At 66.3% G+C, this 25,716-nt stretch carries 31 protein-coding genes and 1 pseudogene; 13 read left to right on the top strand and 19 right to left on the bottom strand.

From position 1 onward, the window contains the following. Positions 1-35: 35 nt before the first annotated feature. Both QXZ94_RS10630 and QXZ94_RS10625 read left to right on the top strand, forming a co-directional pair. Positions 36-1,334 (top strand): ArgE/DapE family deacylase, encoded by a 1,299-nt coding sequence (locus QXZ94_RS10630; RefSeq protein WP_315720367.1) that lies wholly within the window; start codon positions 36-38, stop codon positions 1,332-1,334. Further along, complete coding sequence (locus tag QXZ94_RS10625; protein ID WP_315720366.1) at positions 1,331-2,257, top strand: glyoxylate/hydroxypyruvate reductase A; 927 nt, start codon at positions 1,331-1,333, stop codon at positions 2,255-2,257. The genes QXZ94_RS10630 and QXZ94_RS10625 overlap by 4 nt, the downstream gene beginning before the upstream one ends. Positions 2,258-2,272: 15 nt before the next feature. Here QXZ94_RS10625 and QXZ94_RS10620 read toward each other — a convergent pair whose 3' ends face one another. From QXZ94_RS10620 to QXZ94_RS10610, 3 genes are all read right to left on the bottom strand, one after another. Beyond that, positions 2,273-2,668 carry a hypothetical protein gene (locus tag QXZ94_RS10620; protein WP_315720365.1) on the bottom strand — a complete coding sequence of 132 codons (396 nt, stop codon included), beginning with the start codon at positions 2,666-2,668 and terminating at the stop codon, positions 2,273-2,275. A 100-nt stretch (positions 2,669-2,768) separates the two neighbouring features. Further along, a complete protein-coding gene (locus QXZ94_RS10615; protein WP_172184744.1) occupies positions 2,769-2,930 on the bottom strand; it encodes a hypothetical protein in 162 nt (53 codons plus the stop codon). Between the two features lie 14 nt (positions 2,931-2,944). Next, entirely contained in the window at positions 2,945-3,178 is a 234-nt protein-coding gene (locus QXZ94_RS10610; RefSeq protein ID WP_172109503.1) for a DUF6894 family protein, read from the bottom strand. 221 nt (positions 3,179-3,399) lie between these two features. On the opposite strand from QXZ94_RS10610, the gene QXZ94_RS10605 reads away from it, so the two are divergent. From QXZ94_RS10605 to QXZ94_RS10595, 3 genes are all read left to right on the top strand, one after another. After that, positions 3,400-3,582 carry a hypothetical protein gene (locus tag QXZ94_RS10605; RefSeq protein WP_315726198.1) on the top strand — a complete coding sequence of 61 codons (183 nt, stop codon included), beginning with the start codon at positions 3,400-3,402 and terminating at the stop codon, positions 3,580-3,582. Between the two features lie 220 nt (positions 3,583-3,802). Further along, positions 3,803-4,687 (top strand): hypothetical protein, encoded by an 885-nt coding sequence (locus QXZ94_RS10600; RefSeq protein ID WP_315720364.1) that lies wholly within the window; start codon positions 3,803-3,805, stop codon positions 4,685-4,687. Between the two features lie 325 nt (positions 4,688-5,012). Continuing rightward, positions 5,013-5,849, top strand: coding sequence for an HD domain-containing protein (locus QXZ94_RS10595; RefSeq protein ID WP_172109501.1), 837 nt, complete (start codon positions 5,013-5,015; stop codon positions 5,847-5,849). Between the two features lie 7 nt (positions 5,850-5,856). Here QXZ94_RS10595 and QXZ94_RS10590 read toward each other — a convergent pair whose 3' ends face one another. The 10 genes and pseudogenes from QXZ94_RS10590 to QXZ94_RS10545 all read right to left on the bottom strand — a co-directional run bounded on the left by QXZ94_RS10590 (position 5,857) and on the right by QXZ94_RS10545 (position 13,811). Beyond that, positions 5,857-6,531, bottom strand: a complete 675-nt coding sequence (locus QXZ94_RS10590) for an HAD family hydrolase (RefSeq protein ID WP_315720363.1) — start codon at positions 6,529-6,531, stop codon at positions 5,857-5,859. Positions 6,532-6,783: 252 nt separating this feature from the next. Further along, positions 6,784-7,170 carry a hypothetical protein gene (locus QXZ94_RS10585; RefSeq protein ID WP_315720362.1) on the bottom strand — a complete coding sequence of 129 codons (387 nt, stop codon included), beginning with the start codon at positions 7,168-7,170 and terminating at the stop codon, positions 6,784-6,786. A 119-nt stretch (positions 7,171-7,289) separates the two neighbouring features. After that, positions 7,290-7,496: a hypothetical protein gene (locus QXZ94_RS10580; RefSeq protein WP_172109498.1), complete on the bottom strand. Its 207-nt coding sequence runs from the start codon at positions 7,494-7,496 to the stop codon at positions 7,290-7,292. Positions 7,497-7,632: 136 nt separating this feature from the next. After that, positions 7,633-8,520 (bottom strand): hypothetical protein, encoded by an 888-nt coding sequence (locus tag QXZ94_RS10575; protein ID WP_315720361.1) that lies wholly within the window; start codon positions 8,518-8,520, stop codon positions 7,633-7,635. A 646-nt stretch (positions 8,521-9,166) separates the two neighbouring features. After that, positions 9,167-11,239 (bottom strand): PAS domain S-box protein, encoded by a 2,073-nt coding sequence (locus QXZ94_RS10570; RefSeq protein ID WP_315720360.1) that lies wholly within the window; start codon positions 11,237-11,239, stop codon positions 9,167-9,169. 72 nt (positions 11,240-11,311) lie between these two features. Beyond that, positions 11,312-12,049, bottom strand: a complete 738-nt coding sequence (locus tag QXZ94_RS10565; RefSeq protein ID WP_315726196.1) for a Crp/Fnr family transcriptional regulator — start codon at positions 12,047-12,049, stop codon at positions 11,312-11,314. Between the two features lie 324 nt (positions 12,050-12,373). Beyond that, a pseudogene (locus QXZ94_RS34400) lies at positions 12,374-12,508 on the bottom strand (DUF72 domain-containing protein); the annotation flags it as partial. Between the two features lie 203 nt (positions 12,509-12,711). After that, positions 12,712-12,918, bottom strand: coding sequence for a hypothetical protein (locus QXZ94_RS10555; protein ID WP_315720359.1), 207 nt, complete (start codon positions 12,916-12,918; stop codon positions 12,712-12,714). Positions 12,919-13,046: 128 nt separating this feature from the next. Further along, the gene (locus tag QXZ94_RS10550) at positions 13,047-13,244 is read right to left on the bottom strand and encodes a hypothetical protein (protein ID WP_042340824.1); all 198 of its coding nucleotides are present in this window, start codon (positions 13,242-13,244) and stop codon (positions 13,047-13,049) included. 120 nt (positions 13,245-13,364) lie between these two features. After that, the gene (locus tag QXZ94_RS10545) at positions 13,365-13,811 is read right to left on the bottom strand and encodes a hypothetical protein (RefSeq protein ID WP_315720358.1); all 447 of its coding nucleotides are present in this window, start codon (positions 13,809-13,811) and stop codon (positions 13,365-13,367) included. Positions 13,812-14,050: 239 nt separating this feature from the next. Here QXZ94_RS10545 and QXZ94_RS10540 point away from each other — a divergent pair, with 239 nt between their 5' ends. The 6 genes from QXZ94_RS10540 to QXZ94_RS10515 all read left to right on the top strand — a co-directional run bounded on the left by QXZ94_RS10540 (position 14,051) and on the right by QXZ94_RS10515 (position 19,301). Continuing rightward, a complete protein-coding gene (locus QXZ94_RS10540; RefSeq protein ID WP_315720357.1) occupies positions 14,051-14,902 on the top strand; it encodes a 3-hydroxybutyryl-CoA dehydrogenase in 852 nt (283 codons plus the stop codon). An 803-nt stretch (positions 14,903-15,705) separates the two neighbouring features. After that, positions 15,706-15,999, top strand: a complete 294-nt coding sequence (locus tag QXZ94_RS10535) for a copper-binding protein (RefSeq protein WP_172109489.1) — start codon at positions 15,706-15,708, stop codon at positions 15,997-15,999. 23 nt (positions 16,000-16,022) lie between these two features. Further along, positions 16,023-16,838 carry a DUF2066 domain-containing protein gene (locus tag QXZ94_RS10530; RefSeq protein ID WP_315720356.1) on the top strand — a complete coding sequence of 272 codons (816 nt, stop codon included), beginning with the start codon at positions 16,023-16,025 and terminating at the stop codon, positions 16,836-16,838. Positions 16,839-17,005: 167 nt separating this feature from the next. Then, entirely contained in the window at positions 17,006-17,842 is an 837-nt protein-coding gene (locus QXZ94_RS10525) for an SH3 domain-containing protein (protein WP_315720355.1), read from the top strand. A 128-nt stretch (positions 17,843-17,970) separates the two neighbouring features. Then, positions 17,971-18,693: a DUF3750 domain-containing protein gene (locus QXZ94_RS10520; RefSeq protein WP_315726194.1), complete on the top strand. Its 723-nt coding sequence runs from the start codon at positions 17,971-17,973 to the stop codon at positions 18,691-18,693. A 176-nt stretch (positions 18,694-18,869) separates the two neighbouring features. Then, positions 18,870-19,301 (top strand): Rieske (2Fe-2S) protein, encoded by a 432-nt coding sequence (locus QXZ94_RS10515; RefSeq protein WP_172109486.1) that lies wholly within the window; start codon positions 18,870-18,872, stop codon positions 19,299-19,301. A gap of 27 nt (positions 19,302-19,328) precedes the next feature. Here QXZ94_RS10515 and QXZ94_RS10510 read toward each other — a convergent pair whose 3' ends face one another. Both QXZ94_RS10510 and QXZ94_RS10505 read right to left on the bottom strand, forming a co-directional pair. After that, a complete protein-coding gene (locus QXZ94_RS10510; RefSeq protein ID WP_172109485.1) occupies positions 19,329-19,559 on the bottom strand; it encodes an FmdB family zinc ribbon protein in 231 nt (76 codons plus the stop codon). A 230-nt stretch (positions 19,560-19,789) separates the two neighbouring features. Beyond that, positions 19,790-20,005 (bottom strand): hypothetical protein, encoded by a 216-nt coding sequence (locus tag QXZ94_RS10505; protein ID WP_315720354.1) that lies wholly within the window; start codon positions 20,003-20,005, stop codon positions 19,790-19,792. A 457-nt stretch (positions 20,006-20,462) separates the two neighbouring features. On the opposite strand from QXZ94_RS10505, the gene QXZ94_RS10500 reads away from it, so the two are divergent. Further along, positions 20,463-21,434, top strand: a complete 972-nt coding sequence (locus QXZ94_RS10500; protein WP_315720353.1) for a VOC family protein — start codon at positions 20,463-20,465, stop codon at positions 21,432-21,434. A gap of 64 nt (positions 21,435-21,498) precedes the next feature. Here the strand turns inward: QXZ94_RS10500 and QXZ94_RS10495 are convergent, their stop codons facing one another. The 4 genes from QXZ94_RS10495 to QXZ94_RS10480 all read right to left on the bottom strand — a co-directional run bounded on the left by QXZ94_RS10495 (position 21,499) and on the right by QXZ94_RS10480 (position 23,468). Beyond that, positions 21,499-21,690, bottom strand: coding sequence for a hypothetical protein (locus QXZ94_RS10495; RefSeq protein ID WP_172132070.1), 192 nt, complete (start codon positions 21,688-21,690; stop codon positions 21,499-21,501). 64 nt (positions 21,691-21,754) lie between these two features. Further along, positions 21,755-22,105, bottom strand: a complete 351-nt coding sequence (locus QXZ94_RS10490; protein ID WP_315720352.1) for a zinc ribbon domain-containing protein YjdM — start codon at positions 22,103-22,105, stop codon at positions 21,755-21,757. A gap of 154 nt (positions 22,106-22,259) precedes the next feature. Beyond that, a complete protein-coding gene (locus QXZ94_RS10485; RefSeq protein ID WP_172109480.1) occupies positions 22,260-22,541 on the bottom strand; it encodes a DUF2312 domain-containing protein in 282 nt (93 codons plus the stop codon). 147 nt (positions 22,542-22,688) lie between these two features. Further along, entirely contained in the window at positions 22,689-23,468 is a 780-nt protein-coding gene (locus QXZ94_RS10480) for a transglycosylase SLT domain-containing protein (RefSeq protein WP_315726192.1), read from the bottom strand. A gap of 164 nt (positions 23,469-23,632) precedes the next feature. Here QXZ94_RS10480 and QXZ94_RS10475 point away from each other — a divergent pair, with 164 nt between their 5' ends. After that, the gene (locus QXZ94_RS10475; protein ID WP_315720351.1) at positions 23,633-25,702 is read left to right on the top strand and encodes a methyl-accepting chemotaxis protein; all 2,070 of its coding nucleotides are present in this window, start codon (positions 23,633-23,635) and stop codon (positions 25,700-25,702) included. Positions 25,703-25,716 lie beyond the last annotated feature (14 nt).

Raw genomic sequence — 25,716 nt, 5'->3', positions numbered from 1 at the left:
CGGGCAGGGTGAGTTGGGAAGGCTGGAGGCTTTGCGTGACTGAAACTGCGGCGGCTGTGCCGAACGACGTGATGGAGCGGCTCGCCGCCGCTGTGGATGCCAACTTCAAGCAGCAGGTCGCCTTCCTGCAGCAACTGGTGCAGTTTCGCAGCCTGCGCGGCGAGGAAGCGCCGGTGCAGGACTGGCTGGCGAAGGAGTTCGAAGCGCGCGGCTACAAGGTCGACCGCTTCAACCTCGCCGACGTCGACCTGATGCGGCATCCGAAGGCCGCGCCGATGGACAGCATTGCGCTCGACGGCTCCAAGCAAGTGGTGGCGACGCTCGACGGCGAGGGCAAGGGCCGCAGCCTGATCTTGCAGGGCCACATCGACGTCGTGCCGGAGGGACCGACCGACCTCTGGAGCGACGCGCCCTATGAAGCCATCGTGCGCGAGGGCTGGATGATCGGCCGCGGCGCGCAGGACATGAAGGCCGGCGTCTCCGCGATGATCTTCGCGCTCGATGCCATCAAGGCCGCCGGCTTCGTGCCGGACGGGCGCATTCACCTGGAGACCGTGACCGAGGAGGAGAGCACCGGCAACGGCGCGCTCTCGACCCTGATGCGCGGCTATACGGCTGATGCTTGCCTGATCCCGGAGCCGACCGGCCACACGCTGACCCGCGCCCAGGTCGGCGCGATCTGGTTTCGCCTGCGCGTGCGCGGCACGCCGGTGCACGTGGCCTATGCGGAGACCGGCACCAACGCCATTCTCTCGGCGATGCATCTGATCCGCGCCTTCCAGGAGCACACCAAGGAAATCAACGCGCGCGCCACCTCGAACGCGTGGTTCTCAGGCGTGAAGGATCCGATCAAGTTCAACGTCGGCATCATCAAGGGCGGCGACTGGGCGAGCTCGACGCCGGCCTGGTGCGATCTCGATTGCCGCCTCGGCGTGCTGCCCGGCGAGACGCCGGCACAGGCCATGGCCGGCATCGAACAGTGCCTCGCCAGGGCGCAGGCGACGGATAGTTTCCTGTCGGAGAATCCGGTCGAGCTGGTGTGGAGCGGCTTCCAGGCCGATCCCGCCGTCTGCGAGCCCGGCAGCGCTGCCGAGGCCGCGCTTGCCGAGGTTCATGCGCGGGTGTTCGAAAAGCCATTGGACGTGCGGCTGTCCACGGCGGTCAACGACACGCGCTACTACACGGTCGACTACGGCATTCCGGCGCTGTGCTACGGCCCCTACGGTATCGGTCCGCACGCGTTCGACGAGCGCGTCGATCTCGACAGCGTGCGCAAGACGACGCTCTCCATTGCGATGTTCGTCGCGCAATGGTGCGGGCTACGGCCGGCATGATCAGCGTTGCACTTCTCAGCCGCCCGGGGCTGATGGATCCGATGAAGGCGGTGCTCGCGCGCGAGCTGCCGGGCGTGACCGTCGCATCCTGGCCGGAGCCCGCCGCACGCGACGCGGAGCTTGCGGTGTGCTGGAAGCCGGAGCCCGGCGCGCTTGCGGCGATGCCGAAGCTGCGGCTGATCCATTCGATCGCCGCCGGCGTCGACAACATCCTGTCCGACCCGGCCGTTCCCGATGTGCCGTTGTGCCGGATCGTCGATCCCGACATCACCTCGGCGATGACCGAGTTCGTGCTGTGGAGCACGCTGTATTTTCATCGCGATTTCGACCGCGTGATCGGCAATGCGCGTGACGGCCTCTGGCGCCGCTACGAGCAGCGTGCGGCCGGGGATTGCAGGGTCGGCATTCTCGGGCTCGGGGCGCTCGGCACCGACGCCGCGCTCCGTCTCGTCGCGCTCGGCTACGCTGTCAGCGCGTGGGCGCGCTCGCCCAAGCAGCTCGACGGCGTGAGGACGTTCAGCGGTGCCGATGCGCTCGATGACTTCCTCAGCGAGGCCGATATCCTGGTCTCGCTGCTGCCGCTCACGCCGTCGACGGTCGGGCTGCTCGATGCGGCGCGTCTGAGCCGGTTGCCGAAGGGCGCGGCGCTGATCCTGTGCAGCCGCGGCGAGCACCTTGTGATGGACGACATGGTCGCGCTCATCCGCAGCGGTCATCTGCGCGGTGCCGTGCTCGACGTGTTCGAGCAGGAGCCGCTGCCTGCGGACCACCCGCTGTGGCGCGAGCCGGGCGTGCTGGTGACGCCGCACATGGCGGCGATCGCGTCCTGGGAGACGATTGCGCAGCAGGTCGCCGAGAACGCCCGGCGGCTGCTGCGCGGCGAGCCGCTGCTCAACGTCGTCGATCGCGCTCGCGGCTATTGAGCCGCCGCGCGGGGTCTATTCGAGCGTCTGCACCGGCGGTGCGACGGGGCCGCGCGGGGCCGGCGGCGCGGCGGCGGCTGTCCTCGGTTGCGACGGTGCGCTGCGCGGCGCCGCCTGCGGCGGCTGCGCGGAGTCGACCATTGCCGCCTGGCTGTCGCGGACCGGACGACGGACCTGCTGGGAGCGGGCTGCGCGCGAGCGTCGGAAGCCCCAGGAGCGGGCGATGGAAGGGCCGGCGGTGTAGCCGACCACGGCGCCTGCGACAGCGCCGACCGGGCCGAACACGACGGCGCCCGACAAGGCGCCGAGCGCAGCATCGCCGCCGCGATGCTCGTCGGCTCGCGCTGACGGCATCAAGGCGGATGTCATGAGTGTGATTGCAAGCGCCGTTGTGGCCAGCATTCTGGTCATGCGATGTCCCCTTCGTCTCACCGCCGCCGAAATGAAGGACAAATGTGGCGAGAAGAATGCGGTTGGGGACGACCCGCTTCCTGGGCGGCCGACGAGTGCGTCAGCTCTGCGTCACACGGCGGGTTCCGTACTTCGCGCGCCATTTCGGGCCGGGGCCGCGCATGTAGTAGCGCTCGGGACGGTAGGGATCGCTGACCAGCGCGAAGAAGCTCTTCCAGCGATCGCGCAACGCAGCCAGGCGGAGATTTCCAGACGCGAACATCACGGGCCTCGATCTCAATGCATACGGCCGAGGATGGATGAGAACGGCACCGCGAAGATCTCCTCGTCGAGGTCATCGGCGACGTGAAGCACCCAGTCGCGCCAGTCCTCCTCGCTCTCTGCCGAAATCAGCGCGTGCATCACGCGCGTCGCGTGGTCGCGCGCTTCGGAGAGATCGAGAACCGCGGTTCCACGCCGGTCGATCAGGATCTCATCGTCGTTGGAGCAATGAAAGAAGACCTGTGTCATGTCTCGCTCCTCAGCCACCATCGCTCGAATCTATCTCACAACTAGCAGCGCAGCGCGCTGCGCGAAATTACGATTGAGCACGTAAGGTAAATTACGGGCGCAGTGTTGCCTTTTGGAACCGCATCTGCCGTGACCGGAATCACACAATTGCGCGATTCTGGAACTCATCGCGTGCGTCGTGGTTAACGGCGAATTCCAGGGCGATAGGAGCACCGCGTATGATGTCCGAAACGAAGATTCATGCCGTCGCGCGCCAGATGCTGGAGATGCACGGGCCTGCCGCGATCGCGCAGGCCGCGCAACAGGCGCTAAGATGCGAGACGGGCGGCGAGGCGGAGGAGGCCAGAGAATGGCGCCACATCGCGGAAGCCATGAAGATGATGCGCGGGCCGCATCAGAGCTGACCTCATCGTTCTGATTTTAGTGAATCGTCGGCGGCGCGCTCGGGCGCATGCGCCGACTCTGCTGCGCGCATTCGTGGCAGGGGCTGCCCGTCAAGAGGGGGCGTCCGCATTCTCATCCTGGTTTCCGACCCAATTTGCCCGCAAGATTCAGGCAATGATTCGGCAGCGGATTCGCCGTTGACCAACGTCGTCGGCACGACCGCCGTCCAGGGATATTGCCATGGTCTTTTTCAAGCGTGAGCTGAGCCCGGTCGAGATCTTCGAGCGCGCGCTGAAGGACAAGCAGGCGGCGCGGCAGCGGCTGGCGGAGCGGCTGCGCGTGGCCGAGCGGGCGCTGGAGGAGAAGCGCGTCGCCGCCGAGCGGCTCGCCAAGGCGGGGGCCAGCAACGGCCAACTCGACCGCGCCGAAGCGAAGATGCAGGCGGTCGAGCACAAGGCCAAGGCGCTGCGCGCGTCCGTGGCCGAATGCGACGAGCAGATCGTCCTGGCCGAACGCGCCTTTGCCGATGCGGTGGCGCAGCGCGACCGCGACCGCGCCGCCAACGAGATCGAGGCGGTGGCGTCCGCGATCGAGCAGGCGGTTCCGCGCTTCGAGATCGGTGCGGCGGCCCTCGTGGACGCGGTCACGCGCGGCCGTGCCGCGTTGACCGAGGCCAGCCGCTTCGCCGCCGATGTCGACGATATCCGCCGCGAGGTGCTGTCGGCCGCCGAGCTGATCTGCTGGGAGCTGCGTACGGCGGCGACGCGCACGCGGGCGGGCAACATCAACGTCGCGCTGCTGGCGCCGCCCGAGGTCAGGCAATTGCCCGCGCCCGAGACCGACCGCCAGATGATCTACACGCTCAATCCGCTGACCTGGCGCGAGGGCGAGGAGGTGAAGCGCGTTCCCGCCTTCACCATGACGGCGCTGCCCAAGGCGCTGTTGCCGCTCGCACTGGCGCACCAGCACGTCGACTATCTCAATGCGCGGCGGGTGCAGACGCTGATGCATGTCCATGGCAGCGGGCCGCAGCAGAGCGAGCCGACGCCGGACGATCCTGCGCTCGTCGATCTCGACGCGCTCGCGGCGCAGCCTGAGGAAACCCCGCGGGCTGACGTCGCCTGAGCCTTGCGGCCGGGCAGCGGCATTCGCGTTGCCTGCGACGAGTGCGATCCGGCTCGCTGTCGGCTCGCTGCCCCGCCGCCAAACGAGATGGGACGGCGCCCGCAATTTCCCGGGCATCGTCATCCGGGTGTGGCCGACATCCGCAACCTGCGCTATGCTCCGTGCGCGACGCGGACGGTTGCGCCCTGATGTGTTCGACCGCTCGCGTCCGACATCGAGCCGTGTCCTGAGCCGTGCCTTTTCGAGCAGCGTCCTGGCGATTTGCGTTTTGCCGAGTTGTGTCTTTAGCGTTGTGTTTTGAGCTGTCTGAGGCGGGGCGGCAGCGATGATGACCTTACCGGAGCTCGCGGCAGCGGCGTTGGAGCGGTTCCTCAGCTCCTATATGCGCCGGCGGTTCGGATCCTCCCACACTCAGCTGTCGGAGATGCTTCCGGCGGCCGCGCGCATCGCGCTGGAATGCATCGGCAACAGCGATGCGCTGTACCACAACGTCGAGCACACGCTGCTGGTCACGCTGGCTGGCCACGAAATCCTGCGCGGGCGCGCGCTCCACAGCCACATGACGGCGGAAGACTACGTCCATGTGATCATGGCCTGCCTGCTGCACGACATCGGCTATGTCCGGGGCCTGTTCAAGGAGGACGACAGCGACGGGTTCGTCGTCGATCGCGGCGGCCGCAAGATCTGCCTGCCGCGCGGCTCATCGGATGCCAGCCTGATGCCGTATCACGTCGACCGCTCCAAACTGTACGTGATCAACCGCATCGAAGGCATGGCGCCGCTCGACAAGGATCGCATCGCACGCGCCATCGAAGGCACGCGCTTTCCGCCGCTCGCCGGCCAGCTGTTCGACGAGGAGCAGTCGATCGTGCGCGCCGCCGATCTGATCGGCCAGCTCGGCGATCCCAACTACATCCGCAAGGCCAATGCGCTGTATCACGAATTCGAGGAGGTCGGCATCAACCGGCAGCTGGGCTACGGCTCGCCCGCCGATATCGTCAACCGCTATCCGCAGTTCTATTGGAACAGCGTCGCGCCCCATATCCAGACCGAGATCCGCTATCTCAATATGACCTCGACGGGGCGGCAGTGGATCGCCAATCTCTACGCCAACGTGTTCCGCGCCGAGCGCGACATCTCGCTGTCCGGCCCGCAGAGCTGAGCGCGGGCTAGCGCCGGCCGCCGACCTCGTCGATATGGCCGAGGAGATCGGCCGGATCCTCGTAGACGCGGATCGCTCCGGACTGGCGCAATTCCTCCGAGCCATAGCCGCCGCTGAGGAGGCCGACGCCGAGCGCACGGCAGCGCGTTGCGGCCAGCATGTCCCAGATGCTGTCACCGACCACCACGGCGCGCTCGATCGGTACGTCCAGGCGGGCGGCTGCCGCGAGGAACAGGTCGGGATCGGGCTTGGCGTAGCGAACCTCGTCGCGCGTGACGACCGGGCTCTGCCTGGGATCGACGCCCAGCGCTGCGAGGTTGACGGCGGCCGTCTCCATCCGGCCTGATGTCGCGATCGCCCAGGGGATGCCGGCATCGGTCAGGAAGGCCAGCAGCTCGCGGGCCCCGGGCAGGGGACGGACCCGACGTCCGAGCTCCTGGTAGGCTGCCGCATGCGCGCGCCTGAGCCGCTCGATCCGGTCCGGCTCCATCGCGAAGCCGGTCTCGCGCAGCAGCTGGTTGGTGAACAGCCCGCCGCTCATGCCGATCTTGCGATGAATGCGCCACACCGACAGCTCGATATTCTCGGCATCGAGCGCCGTCTTCCACGCCAGCACATGCTGGTAGACGCTGTCGACCAGGGTGCCGTCGAGGTCGAACAGAAAGGCGGTCTCGATGCGCATGGCGTTGCTCCGCGGCGGCGATCAGACAGAGCCAAGCATCGGCGGCCGTTCGGGTTCCTTCGCAGGCGGCGAAGGTCATCCGGCCGTCCGATGCAGGCTGCCGCGGCGGTTCAGCGGACGCGCGAGCATCGGTGTTTGGAGACGCGCCCCGTTGCGTGCCCCGCAGCCGGTGCATCGTCCAGCGTGCTCAGGCCATGCTCTCGGCTCGCGGTCTCAGCCCTCGGTCTCAGCCCTCGGTCTCAGCCCTGGATCTCAGCTCTTGGGGCGGATGAAGCCGGCGAGGGTCTTCTTGTGCGCCTCGCACCAATTCGTCATGCCCAAGCGACGCTGATCCAGGTCGATGGTTTGCGTGGCGATGGCCACCTCCGCCATCAGATCGTCGTCCTGCTTCTCGCCCATCTTGCCGCCGGTGTGCATGTAGGCGATGGCCTTGCGGACCTTTTCGGTGGTGCCGTCAGGCATCTGCATGTCCTGCGCCTTTTTCACCAGATCCTGATAGGCGACGTCGATGCCGGGGCATTCGACCTTGGTGGCGAACGCCTCCAGCACCAAGGTCGTGTAGACATGGCGCGGCTCGGCGCTGGCCGGAGCCACGGCCGCGCTCATCAGCAATGCCGCAATGGTCAATTTGGAACGCATACCGAGCAGACCTCCCGTTTATCTTCGGCAAGTATTTTCGGTAAGGCTAGCCTCGGACTGCGGCGCGATCAACAACGAGGGCAGTGCAGCAAGCGCGAATTGATCGCGCCGGCAGCGGCCTATTTGTTGAGGCGGCGCTCCTGCTCCTTGAGCAGGATCTCCAGCTCCTCGCTCTGCTGGGCCAGACGGTCGGCGTTGCGCTCCTCGTCGGCGGCGCCCGACTGCGAGGCGGCCTGCTCGGTGATCTGGCGAATGTTGTCGCGCAGGATCGCGATGCGGTCGGCGAGGTCGGAGGTGGAAAGAACGGTCGGATCGGTCAGGCTCATGAACCCCTCGCAGATAGGCTTTTCAGGCGCAGTTCCTTAGCTCGGAAAGCCTCGTGGCGACAAGTGCATCGGGCCGCTGCATCAACCCTGCTGCGGATGATGGTGGAGATGTCTGCGAGCGCTGCGCCCAGCGGCGTCAGCGCACCGGCATCGGCGGGCGTACGACCGGCTGATCCGGATCGGCCGGTGCTGACGGCAAGGCCATCGGCGCCGGGGGCGGCGGAACCATGTTGGCTGCCGACGACGGTGGCGTCCGCGGGCGGTGCGGCACCGCCGCTGCGGGCTGCCCCGGCGTCACGGCGGCGGTTGCGGGCCGCGGGGCCTGGCGCGGCCGTATCGTCTGCTCGATGGCCCGCGGGTCGAACGGCCGCGCTTCCGCCGTCCGCTCGGACGCCTTGTCGGACGCCTTGGCCTCCGCCACGCGCGCCATCTCGCGCGCCATCTGCTCCTGGCCGGACCTCAGCTGGGCGAGGCTCGTCTTCAGCTCGCCGATCTGTTGGGTCAGGGCCGCGAGGTCGTGAGCCATGGATTGCAGCAATTGCGCCTGCTCCTGCGACGCGCTCGCGCTGATCGCACCCGTCGCGGGATCCTGCGTCTGCGATGGGGTGGCTGCGGCGCTCTCCTGCGCCGCTGGCGCTGCCGGCTGCGGAGCTGCATCCTTGTCGACATTCGAGGCCAGCGAGATCCGCGGCATCCAGTGTGCGATCATCTCCTGGGCTTGGTCACCATAGCTCTGCCAGGCGGCTGCTGCGACCGCGCTGCCCACGGCGAACAGCACGGCCAGAACGGTGCGCACGATCCAGGTGCCGACCGTGGTCCGCCGCTCGACCTCCGCAAGGCCGCTGGGCGGCTGAGTTCGGAACTCGGGATCGATCTTGGGCGAGGGAACCTCCGGCGGACGCTGCACGCTCCGGCGATCGGCCTCGATGCCGGGCCGGTCGGCCCGCGCTGCCAGCACGATGTCGGGATCGATCACGGCATGGGGCTGCTGATCCGCATCTTTGGTGGTGGTCGTTGCAAGCATTGACGCTCCGTCCTCCGTTGTCGTCCGCCTCGGCGGCGGCGCTCGGCTCTGTCCCGACATGTCCTACCCGACATGTCCTACCAGCGTGTCGTCCTACCAACGCGTCGTCGTACTAACGTCGTCGTACCAACGTCTCGTGGCAGCAACGTCTCGTGGTAACAGCGCCGGATGACGAGGTCGTCTGACGATGACGACGTCACGAGACGCTCGGCCCGGAGGCCGCATCAGCACAGAACCTGGATACCGGTTGTCCCGTGTGCGCATGCTTCTGCATGTGCACGGTGTTGGTCGTGGCCTGAGCGGATGCCTCGGAACGCCCCATCATCGTTCCGCCGCGCCGATGCTCGGCCGATTCACTCGTGTCCTCCGCACTCCCTGCCATATCAGGCCAAACCAAGGCAAAGGCATGGCCGTCAGCGCATGGCAGCTAACGCATGACGATCAAGACACTGCAGTCCGGACTTGGCGGCCAGAGCCTTTGCGGCCACAGTCTTTGCGGCCAGAGAGCAGGACGGTTGCGCACGTCGCTCGACACTGATCTGAGGTCGCAGGATGAGCATACCCCTAATGACCGACGAAGGCTACCCGACGGCACAGGGCTGCACCGCGGCCAACCCCTGCACGCTCGGCGACCCCTGCCAACCGGTCAGCGCTTCAGGATATCGTCGGCCGGCAGCCTGATCTCGCAACGCAGGCCGCTCGGCTCGAAACGGCGCGTCACCTGCGCGCCGACATCATAGGGCAGCATCTGCTCGAGCAGCACCGTTCCGAATCCCTGCCTGCCCGCCGTCATCCGGTGCCCGGACATCCCGGTCTCGGTCCAGTCGATCACGAGAGAACGGGCCGCGTCGCGCTCGTCGAGACGCCATTCGATGCTGATGAAGCCCCGCGGAACGGTCAGCGCGCCGTATTTCAGCGCATTGGTGGCGAGCTCGTGCATCGCAAGCCCGATGCTCTCGGCCGCCTTCGCCTTGATCCGGAGCGAGGGACCCGACAGCGAGAACTGCCGGTCCTCGCGCGCGGCGCCTGCGCGCAGCTCGTCGGCGATCAGCTCGGCAAGATCGAAGCCGGCGACCGGATCGCGCGTGATCACGGCCTGGATGCGCGACAGTGCGGAGATGCGGCCCTCGAGATGGCCTGCGAAATCCTCGACGCTGTCGCTGCTGTCGCCGGTGCGCCTGATGATCGAGCGGATCACGGCGAGCAGGTTGCGCACCCGGTGCTGCAGCTCGGCCAGCAGGAACTTCTGATGCTCGTTGGCCGACACGACTGCGGTGATGTCCTGGGTGATGCCGCCGATGCGCTGGACGTGACCGGTTGCATCGACCATCGGGAAACTACGGATTCGCAGCCAGCGGATCGCGCCGTCGGTCTGTCGGATGATGCGGAAGTCGAAGCTGTCGCGCTCGCCCCGCCGCGCACGGTCGAGGCTCTCGACGGCGCGTGGTCGATCCTCGGCCAGCATCAGATCGGTCCATGGCGTGATATGATCGCCTTGGAGCACGGCCGCGCGCGGGGCGCCATAGATCGCCTCGAATGCGGGGCTGATATATTCCCAATGCAGGCTGTCTGCGTCCCGGATCCACAACACGTCGGAGGACGCCTCGCCGAACTGGCGGAAGCGCGTCTCGCTGTCGCGCAGCGCGGCCTCGGTCCGCTTGCGGTCGTCGATGTTCATCGCAAGCTCGACCAGGGTGCCGTCGCCAATGTCGCGGCCGGCGAACATCATCCAGGTGCGCTCGCCGTTCTTGCGGAAATACTCCTTCTCGTACGGACCGATCCGGCCGGTCTGCTGCAGCAGGTCGATCTGGGCAGCGGAGCTGACGCGCCATTCCGGCGGTGTCATGCGCTGCCACGTCAGCTGGCGGTTCGCGACCTCCTCGCGCGAATAGCCGGTCATGTTGAGGAAGGCGTCGTTCGCATCGATCAGCGTGCCCTCGACATGATCGAAGAACAACACGCCGACCGAGTCGATCTCGAGGATGCGCTGCAATCGATGCGCGCTGGCCTCGCTGCCGTTTGCAGCGGGCTTGGCAGACGCCGGCATGTCGTGGTGGCGCGGCTCACCGCAGGCCAGGCGAATGGCGAGATCCGGATCGGACCGTGTGACTGCCAGCACGTCGGGATCGAGCGAGAGCTCGGGATGGGCGTCGGCCCAGAAATGCGCCATGCGCAGATAGGCCATGAACGCCGTCAGGACTTCGAAGCGGGGCTCGCCGAACGCCTTGCGAAGCGCCAGCCTCGAGCGAGCGGCCGCCTGGCTCGAAACGAACATGGCCGAAGCCGCGTCGAGCAGGTCGGCCTCGCCGTCGCTGCCTGGCTCAGGAATGTCGATGGGGTCCTCGACCGCCTCCAGACGGGTCAGTGCCGCCGTGATGCGCGCGGGATCTGCGAGCGGAAACGAGAGCAGAGCGCGGGCCTGATCGAGCGTCTCCGGCTGAAATGCCGCATCTGCGGCGGGGGTGCCGAGCCCGATCAGGAAGCCGAAATGCCGGGTGAGGCAATAGGACGACCCGTTGAGGCGTGAGAGATGGACCGCAAGCCGCTCCTTGAACAGCGCCGGCAATGGCGCATCGAGATAGGCGCATTTCGCGAGCTGCCACAACTGCCGCACGGTCTCGGGCGCCGTGGGCGTCGGCCGGAACAGGTTCGGCATCAGCCCGAGGCGCTGCACGATCTCCTGCTCGAAGGGCCCGTCAGCCATGCGCTGTTCAACCATCGCCGTTTCCCAGGCAGAGTGCCCGAGCCGGCCAGCCTCGCGCAAGTCGGATGCGGCAGCGCCCGGAACGCCTCACTCATTCGCATCGAGCTGACGACCTTCTCGATCCAAATGCAAGTAATTCGCATTGAACAGGCCGGCGCTCATCAGGCGCTCGAGATCCGGCAGCACCAGCATCTTGCCCTTGAGCACGATCAGGTTGTTGGCCCGCAGCTCCTGAAGCGTGCGATTGACGTGGACCTTCGACAGCCCGGTTGCCTCGGCCAGATCCGCCTGGGTCAACGGGAAACTGCAGCTGTTGTCCTCGGCGAGGCCGGCGAGACGCAGCCGGAAGAACAGCTCGCACAGCAGATGTGCCATTCGTTCGGACGCGGTGCGCTGTCCGAGATTCATCGTCCACTCGCGCTGAATGGCGGCGTTGACCAGGGTTTCCCACCAGAATGCGGTGGCGATGCGCGGATAGCCGGTGCTGATCTCGTCGAAGAACTCGCGCGACAAATCGGCGATCGAGACTGGAGTGATGGTGCCGATCGAATGGTCCATCTCGCGCAGGATGAAGATGTTGAGGTCGCAGATGTCGCCGGGCAGGAAGAACGAGACGATCTGACGACGGCCATCCTCGAGTTGCTTGTAGCGGCAGGCCCAGCCGTTCAGGATGAGATGGACATCCTTCGGCTTCTCGCCTTCGCGGGCGATGTCGGTCCGTGGCGCAAAGGTCCTGACCCGCTGCACCGCTGCGCGGTTGAGCATCAGGCGGTCGGCCGCAGAGAGGCGGACGAAGTTCTCGAGCTTGCGTACAAGATGACTCAAAGAGCGGTTCCCCCGGGATCGCTTATAGGGGTTCCATGTGCTGCGACTACAATAACTTATGTTAGCATAATACCTCATCAGCTGCGCTTCTTTTTGCATGAGCGTTGGGACCGATGACAGCGTTGTTCCGGATGAGATCGCGTGGCCACACCCGCGAACGCGGAACGACGTTGGATCATCGCTGCAAGATCCCGTTGAACTACGGGGTCCGATGGAGTGCCGCGACAATCTGGCGATCACCGACGTCCCGTGATTGATCCTGCCTCTAGGCTCCGCTGCCTAGTTTCCACACATCGTCAACTGGAAATGGATCATGCGAGGCGGTCGGCTCTCTGCGGTCAGCGCGATGCTGTTCACCGAGCGCTCGGACAGGCGCTTCCAATGCGTGATGAACTTGGAGGCCTTCCAGGCAAAGACGAAGTCCGGCCCGGTCTGATCACGCCCGCTGCGAACGGCAGCTGATGCTGATCAGCAGGCCGGAGGGAAGAAGGCGCCGCGCCAGGAGGCGTAGTGCCATCCCGATGTGCCGACCAAGATCCGCGCCATCATCATCCTCGCCGAGACGCCTGTCTTCGCCCAATCCAAGCGTTTGGATGCGGTCGCGCCTCGGCAGTGGCACGGTCCAGCAGGCGGCAATACGGTTCTCTGCCGCAGAGAGAGCGCTATCTGTCAGCAGCCTGCATGATCGGGGCGCTCAACAGCTCGTTGATGTGCGCGGCGGTCTCGGCCTGCAGCGCCTTCTTCAACAGGATGTCGCGTTCCAGTCCCGCAGGGAGCAGCTCAGCTGCATCGCGCGCGGCCGTGGCGGCCTGCTGCAGACGCTCCGCGAACGGGATGATCTGCTTGTGCCGGTTTCTCTTGAGGGTCATGGCCGAACTCCTGTCGTTCTGGACGGAAGAGTGCGGCATCGGCGCGTTCATGTCGCTAACACACGTTAGCGTGCAGTTCACGACGCGCGGAAGTCGGTTCCCGAAAGAACTGCCGCCGATCGAGCTGATTAGTTGTTTGACCTCTCCGGATCATTGCCGGGCACGCTCAGATGAACCTCGTGCCCTTGCTTGAGCGCCAGCGTCGCCGCCGCTGCCGCCGACTCGAATGCGGCTTCCTTGGTCGCATAGTCGCCGTGGACATTGCCGTCGTGCAGCACGCTCCAGTGATCTTCGACCGCGACGATTGCGTATTGAGCCAGTCCCATTCCCGTCCTCCATCCCACTGCGTGAGTGCGAATTCCCGCTGCCTGATGCGTTGCCGGCGTGCGAGCCCATGAGTGCGGCAGCCGCTGGGCGCCATGATCAGAGCGCGGTGCGCGACAGTCTCAACGGCTCTGGTTGAGCGGGCCACTGCCTCGCGCACTGTCGCTGGCCGTATCGTTGCCTGGGGCGGTCGGCGCGGCCGCCGCGGGGGCGCTCTGCTTCGAGGCCGCATTGCCGGTGGTCTGCTGGCTGGTCGCCTGCGCGTCCTGCCGTGGACCCTTGTCGCCGGCGAACGACCAGAACATCAGCGCGATGGCGGCGGCGACCACGACGATCGGGATCAGCAGGGCATAGGGCGTGTTGCTCTGCATTCCGGGGACGCGCGATCCGGCGCCGCTGGCGCGCTCGGCCTGATCGTGCGCCGCGATCGACGCACGCGTGTTCTCGTCGAGCCTGGCACGCTCGCCGGGACGCAACCGTCCGGACCGCGTCGCTGCATAAGCAAGGACGAGGCCGAGGATGACGATGCCGATCCCCCAACCCCAGAATGTTGCTGCTCCGCCGTCCATCGTTCGCCTCCCGCGCTGCTCGGCCCGACCGATCTCGTCGGCCGAGTGCACGACCAACGAGAGGGCGATGCATCCGTTCCAGATCGATGCGCCTCGCCGCCGCTTGACGGGCTGCTCAGGCCGGGCCCTCCGGAGGCGTCGCCGGGGGCCTGCTGGGGCCTACCGGGCAAGGCGATAGCCTGTTAAGCAACACCTGACTGCGGGACGAGGTCCCGAGCGACAGGAGAGAGGCATCGGCAATGATTCAGACGGTCGGCATCATCGGAGCAGGCACCATGGGCAACGGCATCGCGCAGGTGTGCGCGGCGGCCGGCCTGCCAATCGTCATGGTTGACATTTCCGAGCAGGCGGTGGCGCGTGGGCTCGCCACCGTCGGCTCGAGCCTCGATCGCCTGGTCAAGAAGGACAAGATGACGGTCGCCGACAAGGACAAGGCGCTGTCGCTCATCTCCGGCACCACGGACAAGGCCAAGCTGTCGAGCTGCGATCTGGTCATCGAGGCCGCGACCGAGAACGAGGAGCTCAAGCACAAGATCCTCAAGGACCTCTGCGCCGGCCTGAAGCCCGAGGCGCTGATCGCCACCAACACCTCGTCGATCTCGATCACCAAGCTCGCCACCGCGACCGACCGGCCTGACCGATTCATCGGCATGCACTTCTTCAATCCCGTGCCGATGATGGCGCTGCTCGAGCTGATCCGCGGCCTGCAGACCTCCGATGCCACCCACGCTGCGGCGGCCGACTTCGCCAAGCGCATCGGCAAGGTGGCGATCACCGCCAAGAACAGTCCCGGCTTTGCCGTGAACCGCATCCTGTGCCCGATGATCAACGAGGCCATCTTCGCCTATTCGGAAGGGATTGCCACCGCTGCCGACATCGACGAAGGCATGAAGCTCGGCTGCAATCATCCGATCGGCCCGCTGGCGCTGGCGGACCTGATCGGACTCGATACGATGCTGTCGGTGATGGAGGTGTTCTACAACGGCTTCAACGATCCGAAATATCGCCCGGCGCCACTGCTGAAGGAAATGGTGGCCGCAGGGCAACTCGGACGTAAGACCGGCAAGGGCTTCTACGACTACAACAAGTAGCTGCTACAACAGGTAGCTGCGGTACGCAGCCGACGCCAGCTCGGTATGTCGCGTGCAATGTCGGGCATGGTGCAATGCCGGCTGTTGAGAGCGTGAGCGGATTTTGCTCCTTGCTTTGTCCATTGGCGTCATGAACGGCGCTATGTCCATTGGCGCTCTCGGCGGCTTTGCGTAGTCACCACTCACGACTCGGTTACCCGGCGCCAACGAGTCCGGTGGAGACTTCTGCATCGAAGATTCATCGCTCACGGCACAGCGCCGGGCCGGCAAGGGGCCATGCCTCGCTGATGCAGCCCTCTAAGCCGAGTCCCGGCGTGCCGTTCGTGAGTTGCCGCTATGCGATGGTCCGAAGCGATACCGTCGCATTCAGCGGTTCTGGTACGGAGGTGGAGTCATAGAGCCTCCTTGCAATCCGGTTTGCTTGCTGCCGTTGGCTCGCCGCTGCGATGCCGTGGATCGATCGTCGAGCAAACAAACAGCGTCGCGATGCTCCTCCTGCGCGCCGATGCTGTCAAGGCGCATCATGACGCAATGATGAATTCGACGTTACGCGGTTCCTGCGCCGTGATGGACCCATGCGTGTGATGACAAACGATCGAAAGTGACTAAATGAGACGGGCTGCCTGCAGAATGCCTGAAGGCCGACCTGAGCATGGACGCGACAGAATGAGGCGCGCAGATGAGTTGCGGCGGCTCGAATGGCCGCGTTCATGTGTGATTGCAGTCGGGGCTGATAGGCTGGCAGCCGGAACCAAAAGAGCGGCGCAGCGTCTTGTCTGCCGCGATCAAGCAGGAGAACAGCGATGAAAGCAGCAACGATCACTCTGGCCGCGGTCGCGGCTCTCGTGTCGAGCCTGCCTGCGCTTGCCGCGGACCAAGGCGTTGCAGGCGTCGTGACGGGCATCAACCGTCTGAATGGAACCGTCGCCATCAAGCGCGTTCAGGCTGGAACAGTGGGGGCAAACGCCGCGGCGGAGGAGTTCAAGGTCAAGGACAATGCGATGATCGAGGAGGTTCATGCCGGTGATCGCGTCACGTTCTCGACCGCCGACGGCACCGGAGCGAAGACGATCATCAAGCTTGACCGACAGAAATAGCTTGGCCCCACCGAGGACGCGCGATGCGGCTGCGGGGACGTTTCGAGCGATGTTGCGCATGGTATCTTGCGCTGTGGCTGATCGTCGGTCTGTGTCCTGTCGCAAGGGCAGGGACCGATGATCTCTACCGGGCGCAAACCGTCGTCACCGGCCAGGGCGAGGACAATCGCCGGGCTGGCTTTGCGCTTTGCCTGGAGGATGTCCTCATCAAGGTGTCCGGCGCCTTTCAGCTCAAGGAGGATGAGAGGCTTGCGCCCCTCAAGTTGCGGGCGGGCGAATACGTCACGGGCTTCGACTATCACGACCAGATGTCGGGCAAGCCGAAGCGCGATGAGCAGGGGACACGCGACCGCCCCTATGACCTGACCGTGTCGTTCGATCGCGGCAAGATCGACGATCTGCTGCGCTCATTCGACATCAATCCGTGGCTGGCGCCGCGGCCGTTGGTCGCGGCCGTGGTGGCAATGTCGTCGGGCAGCCGGACCTATCTCGTCACCTCCGACGATCGGCAGTCGGATCTGCAGCGCGATGCCTTGCGGGCCGCCGCGAGCAAGCGCGGCCTCACCATCCTCCTCCCTGCATCGCAGGCGGGCTCGATCGTGCTTGGCCGCGCCGAGCTGCCGCCTGCTACCCTCGCTGCGACGGTGCCGGGCGCCGAGGCGACGTTGCTGGGCCGGCTTACCTGGGACGATGCCGAGCTCGGCTGGGTCGTGCGATGGCAGCTTGATGCGGCAGGCGTGCAGCATCACTGGGAGTTTCGTGGTGTCACGTTCGATGAAGCGTTTCGCCGCGGATTGGGCGGTGTCGCGCAGATCCTTTCGCACAACGGCGCGCCGTGAGTCGCTGTCCGCCGAGCGCGGTCCTGACACGCTGACATACCGTTGCCTCCATGGGATTGCCGTGAGGTTGCCGCGATAGACTGCCACCATCCCTGTCATGTTCATGCCGGAGCGGCCGACGTCCCATGCGCGGGCGATGCGCCGCCGGAAGCGGACAGGAGGTGCTCGTGCTGAAGCTCACTACGTGTCTCGTCGCCGCGCTGATGCTCACGACGTCCGTATCGCTGGCTGCGGCTGCTCCGGGGCTGCTGCGCAAATCGGCCACGATGCGAGCAGGACCGGGCACCGGCTTTCCGGTCGTCGAGCGCATTCCGGCGGGCACTCGTGTCACCATCCACGGCTGCATCCAGGGTGGGGCCTGGTGCGATGTCAGCGTCGATGGCGAACGCGGTTGGGTGGCGGCGAAGGCGCTCTCTTATCTATATCGCGAGCAGTACGTCTCTTTGCCCGAATATGTGGAATACGTGCCGGTGGCGCCGTTCGTATTGACCACGTATTGGAGCAGCTTCTACTTCGGACGGCCGTGGTTTCATCGCCATGCGTTCTGGAACCGCTACTGGCGTCACCATCCACCAGCGATGGCGCACAATCCGCCGCAGCCCGGCACCAACATCGGCGGTGCAGGTCGCGGTCCTGCCGGGATGGGGCACCCCGTCGCCGGCACGCCTACCGGAACTGGCGGTCAGCCCATGCCGACGCCGCGCTTGGCGACAGGATCGCCTGCACCACACCCGACAGGCCCCTCCGGACCGCGAATGCCGGGCGGCAATGCGCAGAGCGCGATGCCTGTCGGCATCGCGCAGCCTTCCATGGGGCGCATCAGCGGCCCGCCGCAGAGTGCACGTGCGCAAATGGGCGGCATGCGCGCCATGGGCGGGGGAGGAGCGCTCGCCGGCGCAGCCCCCCATTTCGGAAACTCGGGCATGAGTGGGCCGCGCATGGGCGCAAGCGTCGGCCGGGGCGGTGGTCGTTCCGGGCCCGGCGGTGGTTTCCGGCGACATTGACGCAGCCCGGGCTTGGCGGCGAGGCGCGGAAACGCCCGGCTCGTGGATGGCGACAAGCGAAGGCGATGACTACATGCGTGTGGTCGTCCTGCAATTGAACGCCATCCTCGGCTGCCGTGAAAAAGCTCGTGCTCCTGTTCCTGCTGCTCCTCGTCGCCCCGATCTCACTGTCCGCCGCAAACTATCTGCGCAGCGACCGCGGCAGCGGCTGGCAGGCGGCGGACCGGTCGAGCGCGGGATTGCTGCCGCCTCCCGAACAGAACGTCGATGCCGTCGTTCGCGTGTTCGCTGCACGGACGGTGCGCTGGCGCGGCATCTTCGCGGTCCACACCTGGATCGTCGTCAAGGACAAGGGCGCCCGGCGCTACACACGCTACGACTACACGGCGTGGGGCGAGCCGATCCGCATCGACGGTTTCGCGCCGGACGGGCGTTGGTTCGGTGCGCTGCCGGAAACCGTGCTGGCCGTTGATGGTGACGAAGCCGAGCGTGTGATTCCGAGGATTCGCAGCGTCATCGAGGGCTACCGCTTCCGCGCCTATGGCGACTACAATGCGTGGCCCGGACCGAACTCGAACACCTTCGTGCAGGCGGCTCTGAACGCCGTTCCTGAGCTGAACGCGGTGCTGCCTCCGACTGCGATCGGCAAGGACTTCCCCTATGACGGGTGGTGGGGACGTACGGCTTCCGGAACCGGTCTGTTCGTCTCACTGGGAGGCTATCTCGGTCTCACCGTGGGCTGGATCGAAGGGCTGGAGCTGAACGTCTTCGGCGGGGTCCTCGGCCTCGATGTGCGTCGGCCGGCTCTGAAGTTTCCCGGAATTGGCCGGCTCGGCCTGCCCCTGGCCTGAGACGGTCCTCGGCGGCCATCGATGGTGTGTGGCACGGCCCTTGCTGCGATCCGTTCTGGCACCCCGCAATGTCGCGGATGCGCCATACGCCGGCGTCCTGGCGCGGACGCGCGTCGAGGCTCGCTTGGCGCGCATCGCGTGTGCATGATCCGCTGCGCGGCGAGGGGAGACTGCTGATGAACACGCTGTTTGCGATCTGCGCGACCTACGAAGTCGATGACGGCAGCGCGCGCGGCTTCGTGCTGCAGCGGCGTGATCCGGATGGCAGCGCGAAGCCCTGGCCAATCCTGGTTACGCGCAAAGGCAACAACTTCTACGGATTCGAGAATGCCTGCCCGCATCAAGGTGCACGACTCGACAAGCGTCCGGGCGAGTTCATGGATGAGGAGGGCAACTTCCTCGTCTGCAGCCAGCATGGGGCGCAATTCGATCTCGATACCGGACGGTGCTTCATTGGGCCTTGTCAGGGCAAGGCGCTGCAGCCGGTCCAACTCGTCATCGACGACGGCGACGTTTGTCTGTCTGGTGTGGATCTCGACGAGGAGGATGGGCTCGACATCGACGATCCCGAGGACGATGTCCCCGAGGTGCAGATCACCTCGGACTGACGTACCCCGCCGGCCGCCATCCGGGGATCAGCCCTTCTTGCGTTCGGCTCGACTGAAGTTGCTGAGATGTCCCTCACGGGCAGCCTGCGCGCGCGCTGCCTTGATCATGCCGGGGCTCCGCGCCGGCGGCGCCGGCAGCGAGGGCAGACGGGCGAGCTTGCGGCCGCCGCAGGTGGGGCACACCGGCTTTTCCGAAATCCCGATCAGCAACTCGACGTCCTGCGCGCAGGTGGCGCAATGGAAGCTGTAGAACGGCATGACACGCATCCCTTCGTTGACACGAGGGGGTGTTGCAGGAAGCGGGCCAGCGGTGAGCTGGCCTGAAAAACGCCGCTGCTGGGCTCATTTGCGCACAAGCAGCGCCGTTTTCCTTCCGCGCTTGTCCCGAACGCGACGTCGCGAGCGTCCAACGTTCGACAGTGCTGCACGCGACGGCGGATCCGGCGGCCGGTCCCGTGAATCCGGGCGCCAGCCGGCCGGGGACGCGATCAGGCGTTGGTCTTCGGCACGTACTTGCCGGCGACGCACTTGTAACTCTGCAGATGCCACTCGTGGTAAGGACCCTTCGACATCCAGTCTGCGATACCAATCTGCGCACTGACTGCGCATGATGCCATCGTGATGCCGGACATCTCGCTGTTGGTAACGACCTTCTCCATGCAGAGCTGGCCGTTGCATAGCATTGCGACGAGAGTGACGAGCACGTTGATTCTGCCTCCAAAGAGTGGGACCCGGTGAGGATCGAGAAAGCAGAGTTCATGCCAAGTTATGAATCCAGGCCGTGCTGCTACGGGAAGGATTGATACGGGTGTCACTTCATGGCGACAGAAACGTGATGGATTCACTGCTTACGTCACGCATCGCTCCGAGGGCCGATCTCCTGCGCTGCTGATCAGTTGGCTGTTTGGATTTAGCTGCGTCTACTCCGCTTCAATTTGAGCTACGATCCGTCGTTCGCCGAAGCCAAACTGCAGGCAGCGCCTGCGCAGTCCTGAGGCGTTCAGGGGCGGTTGTCCTGAATGCCCCGGTTCGCCGCTGCATTCCGAATGCGGGAAGCGTTCGGATACCGTATTTCACACGGACGTGACGGGGGCGATGGGCGGCGGACTTGCGTCCTCGGGCGGCGGTTCCGTAGGAAGACGGACCATTCTGGGGGACGTGATGACAGTCGATTTCACCCGCCGCGCGCTTCTTGAGCTCGCCGGCGTTTCATCGATCACAATGGCCGCCGTCGCCGCCGCGCGCGCTGAGGGCGGGGGCGAGAGCGCCGCGCCGGGCCCGACCTTCGCGAGCCGGACGCCGATTCGGATCGGCATGGTGACCTTGCGCGTGAACGATCCCGACAAGGTCGCCGGCTTCTACCGCGACGTCATCGGCCTCTCGGTGCTGCAGCGGACGGAGACGTCGGTCCGGCTCGGCGCCGGCGGCGTGGCGCTGGTCGAGCTCGAGCCGCGCCCGGATGCGAACCGCGAATCGCCGCGCGCCGCCGGGTTGTTTCACACCGCCTTTCTGATGCCGACCCGCAAGGACCTCGCGCGCTGGCTGGTGCATGTCGCGCGCAACCGCACGCCGCTGACCGGCTTTGCCGACCACAATGTCAGCGAGGCCGTCTATCTCGACGATCCCGAAGGTAACGGCGTCGAGGTCTACGCCGACCGCGCCCCCGAGTTGTGGCAGTGGCGCGACGGCTCGGTTCGCATGGGCACGGAGCAGCTCGACGTCGACGATCTGGTCGCGCTCACCGATGCGCGCACCACGAACTACGCCGGAGCGCCGGAGGACTTGCGGATCGGTCATGTCCATCTGAAGGTCGGCGATATCGGTCAGGCGGCGGCGTTCTACACCGGGCTGATCGGCCTCAGCCCGACGCGCACGATCGACCGCGCCGCCTTCCTATCGTCAGGCCGCTATCACCATCACATCGGCGCCAACACCTGGCGCAGCGCCGGCGCCGGCCGCCGTGACGATGGCACCACCGGCTTGTCCTGGTTCTCCTTCGAGGTTCGCGGCGAAGAGCTCCTCGCTGGACAGGAGGCGCGGCTGCGTCGGGCCGGTGCCGCGCTGACGACGCTCACGAATGGTTTGGAGACCGCGGATCCCTGGGGCACCAGGGTCCGTTTGATCCGGGCGTGATGGTCCAGGTGTCTGGCGGCCCATCGGCTGTCAAAACGCAACTCGGCGGTGCGGGATCGTCCGCTCAGGCTTCGTTGAGGCCTGCGCCCCGATCCGTCAGCACCTTCTGGCCTTTCGCCGTCAGCTCGTAGATGTCACCATCCTTGGCGACGTAGCCCTCGCGGATCAGGCCGTCGATCTCGTCCTGCCGCGCGGGGGAGAAGGCGATCGCCTGACCGATATCCGCAAGCGTTGCGATCTGGTCGTCCGTCAGCATGGTCATTCTCCCGTTGTTCAACCGAACGCCGCGGCATCGCGAAATGTTCCGGGAGGATTGAAGGCTAGGCCTTGCGCACGAACTCCGATTTCAAGTTCATCTGGCCGATGCCGTCGATCTTGCAGGCGATGTTGTGGCCGTCGCTGGCTTCCTGCAGGCGGATGTTGCGCACTTTGGTGCCGCCCTTCACCACCGAGGAAGAGCCTTTCACTTTGAGGTCCTTGATGACGATGACGCTGTCGCCATCAGCAAGGACATTGCCGTTGGCGTCGCGGATGATGGCGTCGTCATCGGCCGCAGCGGCACCGGTGGCGTCACCGCTCCATTCGTGACCGCATTCCGGACAGACCCACAAGGCGCCGTCCTGATAAGCGTGCTCGGAGCGGCATTGCGGGCAGGTCATCGCGTCGGTCATCTCATCCTCGGGCGCTGGCAGAAGCGTGGCGCAGCGTTAGAGGCTCGCATGGAACCGGGCAAGGAAAATCGCCTGGGGCCACAGTCGCAGCGCGCGTTGCAGAGACATCGCGCGCTGTCGTTGTCGAGATGTCGCTGGCCGAGCCAGCCGCGTCTCAGGCCGCCTTCTTCTCGGGGACCTTCGCGGTCTCCGTCTCGGCCGCTTCCATGGCCCGCATATAGGTGTCGAGCAGCGTCTCGTGCTCGTCGCGCTCGTCCTGGTCCTGCTTCCGCAGCTTGATGATCTCCTTCAGGATCTTGACGTCGAAGCCCTCGCCTTTGGCCTCGGCGAACACTTCCTTCTTCTGCTCGTTCAACTCCGCCAATTCGCCATCGAGGTGCTCGATCCGCTCGACGAAGGACCGGATGCGCGCGCCGGGAATGCCGATCTCTGACATGGTGACTCCTGTACTAATGGGATGGAGAAAATGCGCGGCAGTTCGTTGCCAATGTCTTAACGCCGGCGTCTTGCCCACAGCGGCACGTCCGACGTGCTTAACGGGGAACCGGCCGGGCTGCCGATGCTGCCGTGTGGAGACGATGCGTCAGCTCCGCTCCGATGCTGCGAGCTTCTGAAACTGCTTCTTCATCGCATTGACCTTGCGGAGATAGCCCGCCACCGAGTGGTCGCCGCAGCGCTCGCCATCGTCGGGCTTGAAGCCGCGGCGTGCGAAGCCGGCGCCAGGACCTGAGCCGCAGAGATGGATCACGGCGGCGAGATCCTGCCTCTGCTGTGCCGTCGGCTTTGCGGCAGGGTGCCGCGCGAGAACCGCAGCGACCTGGCGGTCGAGCGAGATCACCGTGAGCGCCACCGCGTGTGCCGGCCAGGCGCGAACGTACAGGCTCGGCGATCCGCAGCCGTCGCTGACGACCTCATGATCGCGGATGCAGAAACGGGATGCGTCGGCAAACGCGCCATCCGTCATCTGGAACAAGCCCACGGCGCTCGAGGCCGGCTGATACAGCGCGAACGGATTCCACGCCAGGCGCCAGCGCCAATAGGTGCGCGCCACCGGATTGCCGGAGCTCTCGGTCTGCGCGAGAGCTGCCAGCAGCTCCGCCGTGATCGCGCGCGTCGCATGCTCGCGGAACAGCGCGCCGTATTGCCGCCACGTCTCGTCCGGCTCCTTGTCGAGCGAATGGCCGGTCACCACGAACAACTCGGTCGGCTTGCGGACGACGTGATAGGCCAGATTGACCAGCGCGAAGGTGCCGAGCGCCAGCACGGCTATGCAGCCCAGCTTGAGCCACCGCGGCGCTGCGTTCGCCGTCCGCCCCAGCCACCGCGCAGCGCGTGGTGCGATTCGCACCACGTCACGCCGCAGCCTGCGCCAACGGCGGCCCCTTTGCGGCTTGCGCGATTTTTGTTGGAGTGGAGCAGGGCTGTTCGGCAACTGATTACCTCGGCTGTCGGTGTGCCGGTCCATGGTTAAGGAAGAATTTGTGCAATTGCGCCATCCTGCCACTTTCTGGTGTGAGGCGGTGCGTGATGAAGAAGTCGGTCAGTACCCTGCTGATGGTGCTCCTATCGGTCCTGGCGGCGGGCATCCTGGTGTCGACGGCAATCCTGATGAGCGGCGCTGCCGGCCGCTATCGCGAGAGCGTGGCGACCGAGCAGCTGACGGCGGCGGACAAGGCGATCTTCCAGAACGTCCTGGTGATGCGCGCCCATCGCGGCGACATCCAGAGCGTGCTGCTCAGCGAGGAGGATCCGCGCGCCAAGCTCACCGAATATCAGGTCATCGAGGCCAAGGGCTATGACGGCATCGTCACGGCGCTCGCCGGCGTCGACATGCCCGAGCGGGATGATCTCACGGCCAGGCTGAAATCGAGCTGGGAGGCGACGGTTCCGCAGTTCAAGCTGCTGTTCGACGAGGCCGCCAAGCCGCGGCCCGAGCGGGTGCTCGCACGCACCCAGGCCTGGTACGACGCGATGACCAAGACGCTCGACGCCGCCAATGCGGCCTCGCTCGCGGTGTCCAACCGGGCCTGGATGACCGACCCGACCATCGCCAAGATGGTGCAGGCGCGGCGGCTGGCTTGGCAGGTCCGCGACCGCTACGGGCTGCAATGCTCGGCGATGCGACCCAACATCAACAGCTCCAAGCCGCTCGACGACGCGCAAAAGGGCACGATCGGCCAGTGGCGCGGCACCGTCGCGGCCGGCTGGGCCGGTCTCGACGACCTCTTGGCCGGCGCCGGCAGCGCCCAGCTCACCTCGGTCGTGAAGTCCTCGCGCGCCGAGGTCGATGCCGCGCATCAGCGCATGGACCAGCTCACCAAGGGCTTCGACGGCAGCGGCAAGCCGGCGATGCCGGCCCCCGAATGGAACGCGTTCTGCCAGGGCCCGTTCGCCGGCATCATCGCCATCGGCATGACCGCGCTCGACGGCGCGATCGCGCGTGCCGAGGCGATCAGGACCGCGGCGCTGAGCAGCCTGATCGTGCAGTCCATCGCCTTCCTCGCCGCGCTCGTGGTGGCCGGCCTGGCGCTGCGCGCGGTCCGCGTCCGCCTGGTGCGCCCGGTCGGCGCGCTGATGCAGGCGATCCAGCGCATCGGCCAGCGCGACTACCAGACCCCCGTGCCGCAATTCGCCCATGCCGACGAGTTCGGCGCGATGGCGGCCGCGCTCGAGGGCCTGCGCGAGAGCGCGGCCACCGCCGACCAGCTGTCGCGCGAGCGCGAGCTCGACCAGGGCCGCCGGCTGGAGCGCTCGCAGGCGATCGACAGCGCCTGCCGGAGCTTCGACGACACCGTGCAGGCGGTCATCGTCAGCATGAGCGGCTCCACCGGCCAGCTCGACACCTCCGCCACCGACGTGCGCCGGCTGGTGGACGATTCCACCGAGCAGACCGCCGCGGTGGCCAGCGCCGCGGAGACCGCGACCAGCAATCTCGAGACCATCGCCGCGGCCACCGAGGAGCTGACGGCCTCGGTCTCCGAGATCGCCGCCCAGGTGCAGGCCTCCGCGGCCGACGCCCGCCAGGCGGTCGAGAGGGCGGCGCAGACCAACGCCACCGTCGAGATGCTCGACCGCGCCGCCAACCGCATCGGCGAGGTGGTCAAGATGATCACCGCGATCGCCAGCCAGACCAACCTGCTGGCGCTCAACGCCACCATCGAGGCCGCGCGCGCCGGCGAGGCCGGCCGCGGCTTCGCGGTGGTCGCCGGCGAGGTCAAGAACCTGGCGGCGCAGACCGCGACCGCCACCGACGACATCACCCGGCAGATCGCCGAGATCCAGGCCGCCACCGGCGAGTCGGTCGAGGCGATCCGCGCCATCAGCCTCAACATCTCCGGCATCGACGAGAAGATGACCGCGATCGCCGCCGCAGTCGAGGAGCAGCGCGCCGCCACCACCGAGATCTCGCGCAACTTCCAGCAGGCCGCGCTGGGCACCCGCGCCGTCACCGACACGATCGGTTCGGTCGCCGCGCTCAACCGCCAGACCGGGAATGCGGGAGCTGCGATGGTCGAGTCCGTGCGCCGCATGTCCGATGATGCCGATCGTTTTCGCGTGGCGGTCGAGGGCTTCCTCGGCACCGTGCGCAAGGCGTAGCACCGCCCGCGCGA

The organism is Bradyrhizobium sp. SZCCHNS2022 (assembly GCF_032377575.1).
Classification (GTDB): domain Bacteria; phylum Pseudomonadota; class Alphaproteobacteria; order Rhizobiales; family Xanthobacteraceae; genus Bradyrhizobium; species Bradyrhizobium aeschynomenes.
The sequence above is the reverse complement of the archived record's forward strand: the minus strand, read 5'-3'. Positions and strand labels throughout refer to the sequence as shown.

Excerpts from the sequence above, each read along its gene's own strand:
- QXZ94_RS10490 (WP_315720352.1), bottom strand. The coding sequence starts at position 22,105 with ATGACCGACGCGATGACCTGCCCGCAATGCCGCTCCGAGCACGCTTAT.
- QXZ94_RS10495 (WP_172132070.1), bottom strand. The coding sequence starts at position 21,690 with ATGCTGACGGACGACCAGATCGCAACGCTTGCGGATATCGGTCAGGCG.
- QXZ94_RS10485 (WP_172109480.1), bottom strand. The coding sequence starts at position 22,541 with ATGTCAGAGATCGGCATTCCCGGCGCGCGCATCCGGTCCTTCGTCGAG.
- QXZ94_RS10615 (WP_172184744.1), bottom strand. The coding sequence starts at position 2,930 with ATGTTCGCGTCTGGAAATCTCCGCCTGGCTGCGTTGCGCGATCGCTGG.
- QXZ94_RS10585 (WP_315720362.1), bottom strand. The coding sequence starts at position 7,170 with ATGCGTTCCAAATTGACCATTGCGGCATTGCTGATGAGCGCGGCCGTG.
- QXZ94_RS10500 (WP_315720353.1), top strand. The coding sequence starts at position 20,463 with ATGACAGTCGATTTCACCCGCCGCGCGCTTCTTGAGCTCGCCGGCGTT.
- QXZ94_RS10550 (WP_042340824.1), bottom strand. The coding sequence starts at position 13,244 with ATGGGACTGGCTCAATACGCAATCGTCGCGGTCGAAGATCACTGGAGC.
- QXZ94_RS10605 (WP_315726198.1), top strand. The coding sequence starts at position 3,400 with ATGTCCGAAACGAAGATTCATGCCGTCGCGCGCCAGATGCTGGAGATG.
- QXZ94_RS10510 (WP_172109485.1), bottom strand. The coding sequence starts at position 19,559 with ATGCCGTTCTACAGCTTCCATTGCGCCACCTGCGCGCAGGACGTCGAG.
- QXZ94_RS10590 (WP_315720363.1), bottom strand. The coding sequence starts at position 6,531 with ATGCGCATCGAGACCGCCTTTCTGTTCGACCTCGACGGCACCCTGGTC.
- QXZ94_RS10545 (WP_315720358.1), bottom strand. The coding sequence starts at position 13,811 with ATGGACGGCGGAGCAGCAACATTCTGGGGTTGGGGGATCGGCATCGTC.
- QXZ94_RS10540 (WP_315720357.1), top strand. The coding sequence starts at position 14,051 with ATGATTCAGACGGTCGGCATCATCGGAGCAGGCACCATGGGCAACGGC.
- QXZ94_RS10570 (WP_315720360.1), bottom strand. The coding sequence starts at position 11,239 with ATGGTTGAACAGCGCATGGCTGACGGGCCCTTCGAGCAGGAGATCGTG.
- QXZ94_RS10580 (WP_172109498.1), bottom strand. The coding sequence starts at position 7,496 with ATGAGCCTGACCGATCCGACCGTTCTTTCCACCTCCGACCTCGCCGAC.
- QXZ94_RS10530 (WP_315720356.1), top strand. The coding sequence starts at position 16,023 with ATGCGGCTGCGGGGACGTTTCGAGCGATGTTGCGCATGGTATCTTGCG.
- QXZ94_RS10625 (WP_315720366.1), top strand. The coding sequence starts at position 1,331 with ATGATCAGCGTTGCACTTCTCAGCCGCCCGGGGCTGATGGATCCGATG.
- QXZ94_RS10555 (WP_315720359.1), bottom strand. The coding sequence starts at position 12,918 with ATGACCCTCAAGAGAAACCGGCACAAGCAGATCATCCCGTTCGCGGAG.
- QXZ94_RS10600 (WP_315720364.1), top strand. The coding sequence starts at position 3,803 with ATGGTCTTTTTCAAGCGTGAGCTGAGCCCGGTCGAGATCTTCGAGCGC.
- QXZ94_RS10595 (WP_172109501.1), top strand. The coding sequence starts at position 5,013 with ATGATGACCTTACCGGAGCTCGCGGCAGCGGCGTTGGAGCGGTTCCTC.
- QXZ94_RS10575 (WP_315720361.1), bottom strand. The coding sequence starts at position 8,520 with ATGCTTGCAACGACCACCACCAAAGATGCGGATCAGCAGCCCCATGCC.
- QXZ94_RS10620 (WP_315720365.1), bottom strand. The coding sequence starts at position 2,668 with ATGACCAGAATGCTGGCCACAACGGCGCTTGCAATCACACTCATGACA.
- QXZ94_RS10535 (WP_172109489.1), top strand. The coding sequence starts at position 15,706 with ATGAAAGCAGCAACGATCACTCTGGCCGCGGTCGCGGCTCTCGTGTCG.
- QXZ94_RS10475 (WP_315720351.1), top strand. The coding sequence starts at position 23,633 with ATGAAGAAGTCGGTCAGTACCCTGCTGATGGTGCTCCTATCGGTCCTG.
- QXZ94_RS10515 (WP_172109486.1), top strand. The coding sequence starts at position 18,870 with ATGAACACGCTGTTTGCGATCTGCGCGACCTACGAAGTCGATGACGGC.
- QXZ94_RS10610 (WP_172109503.1), bottom strand. The coding sequence starts at position 3,178 with ATGACACAGGTCTTCTTTCATTGCTCCAACGACGATGAGATCCTGATC.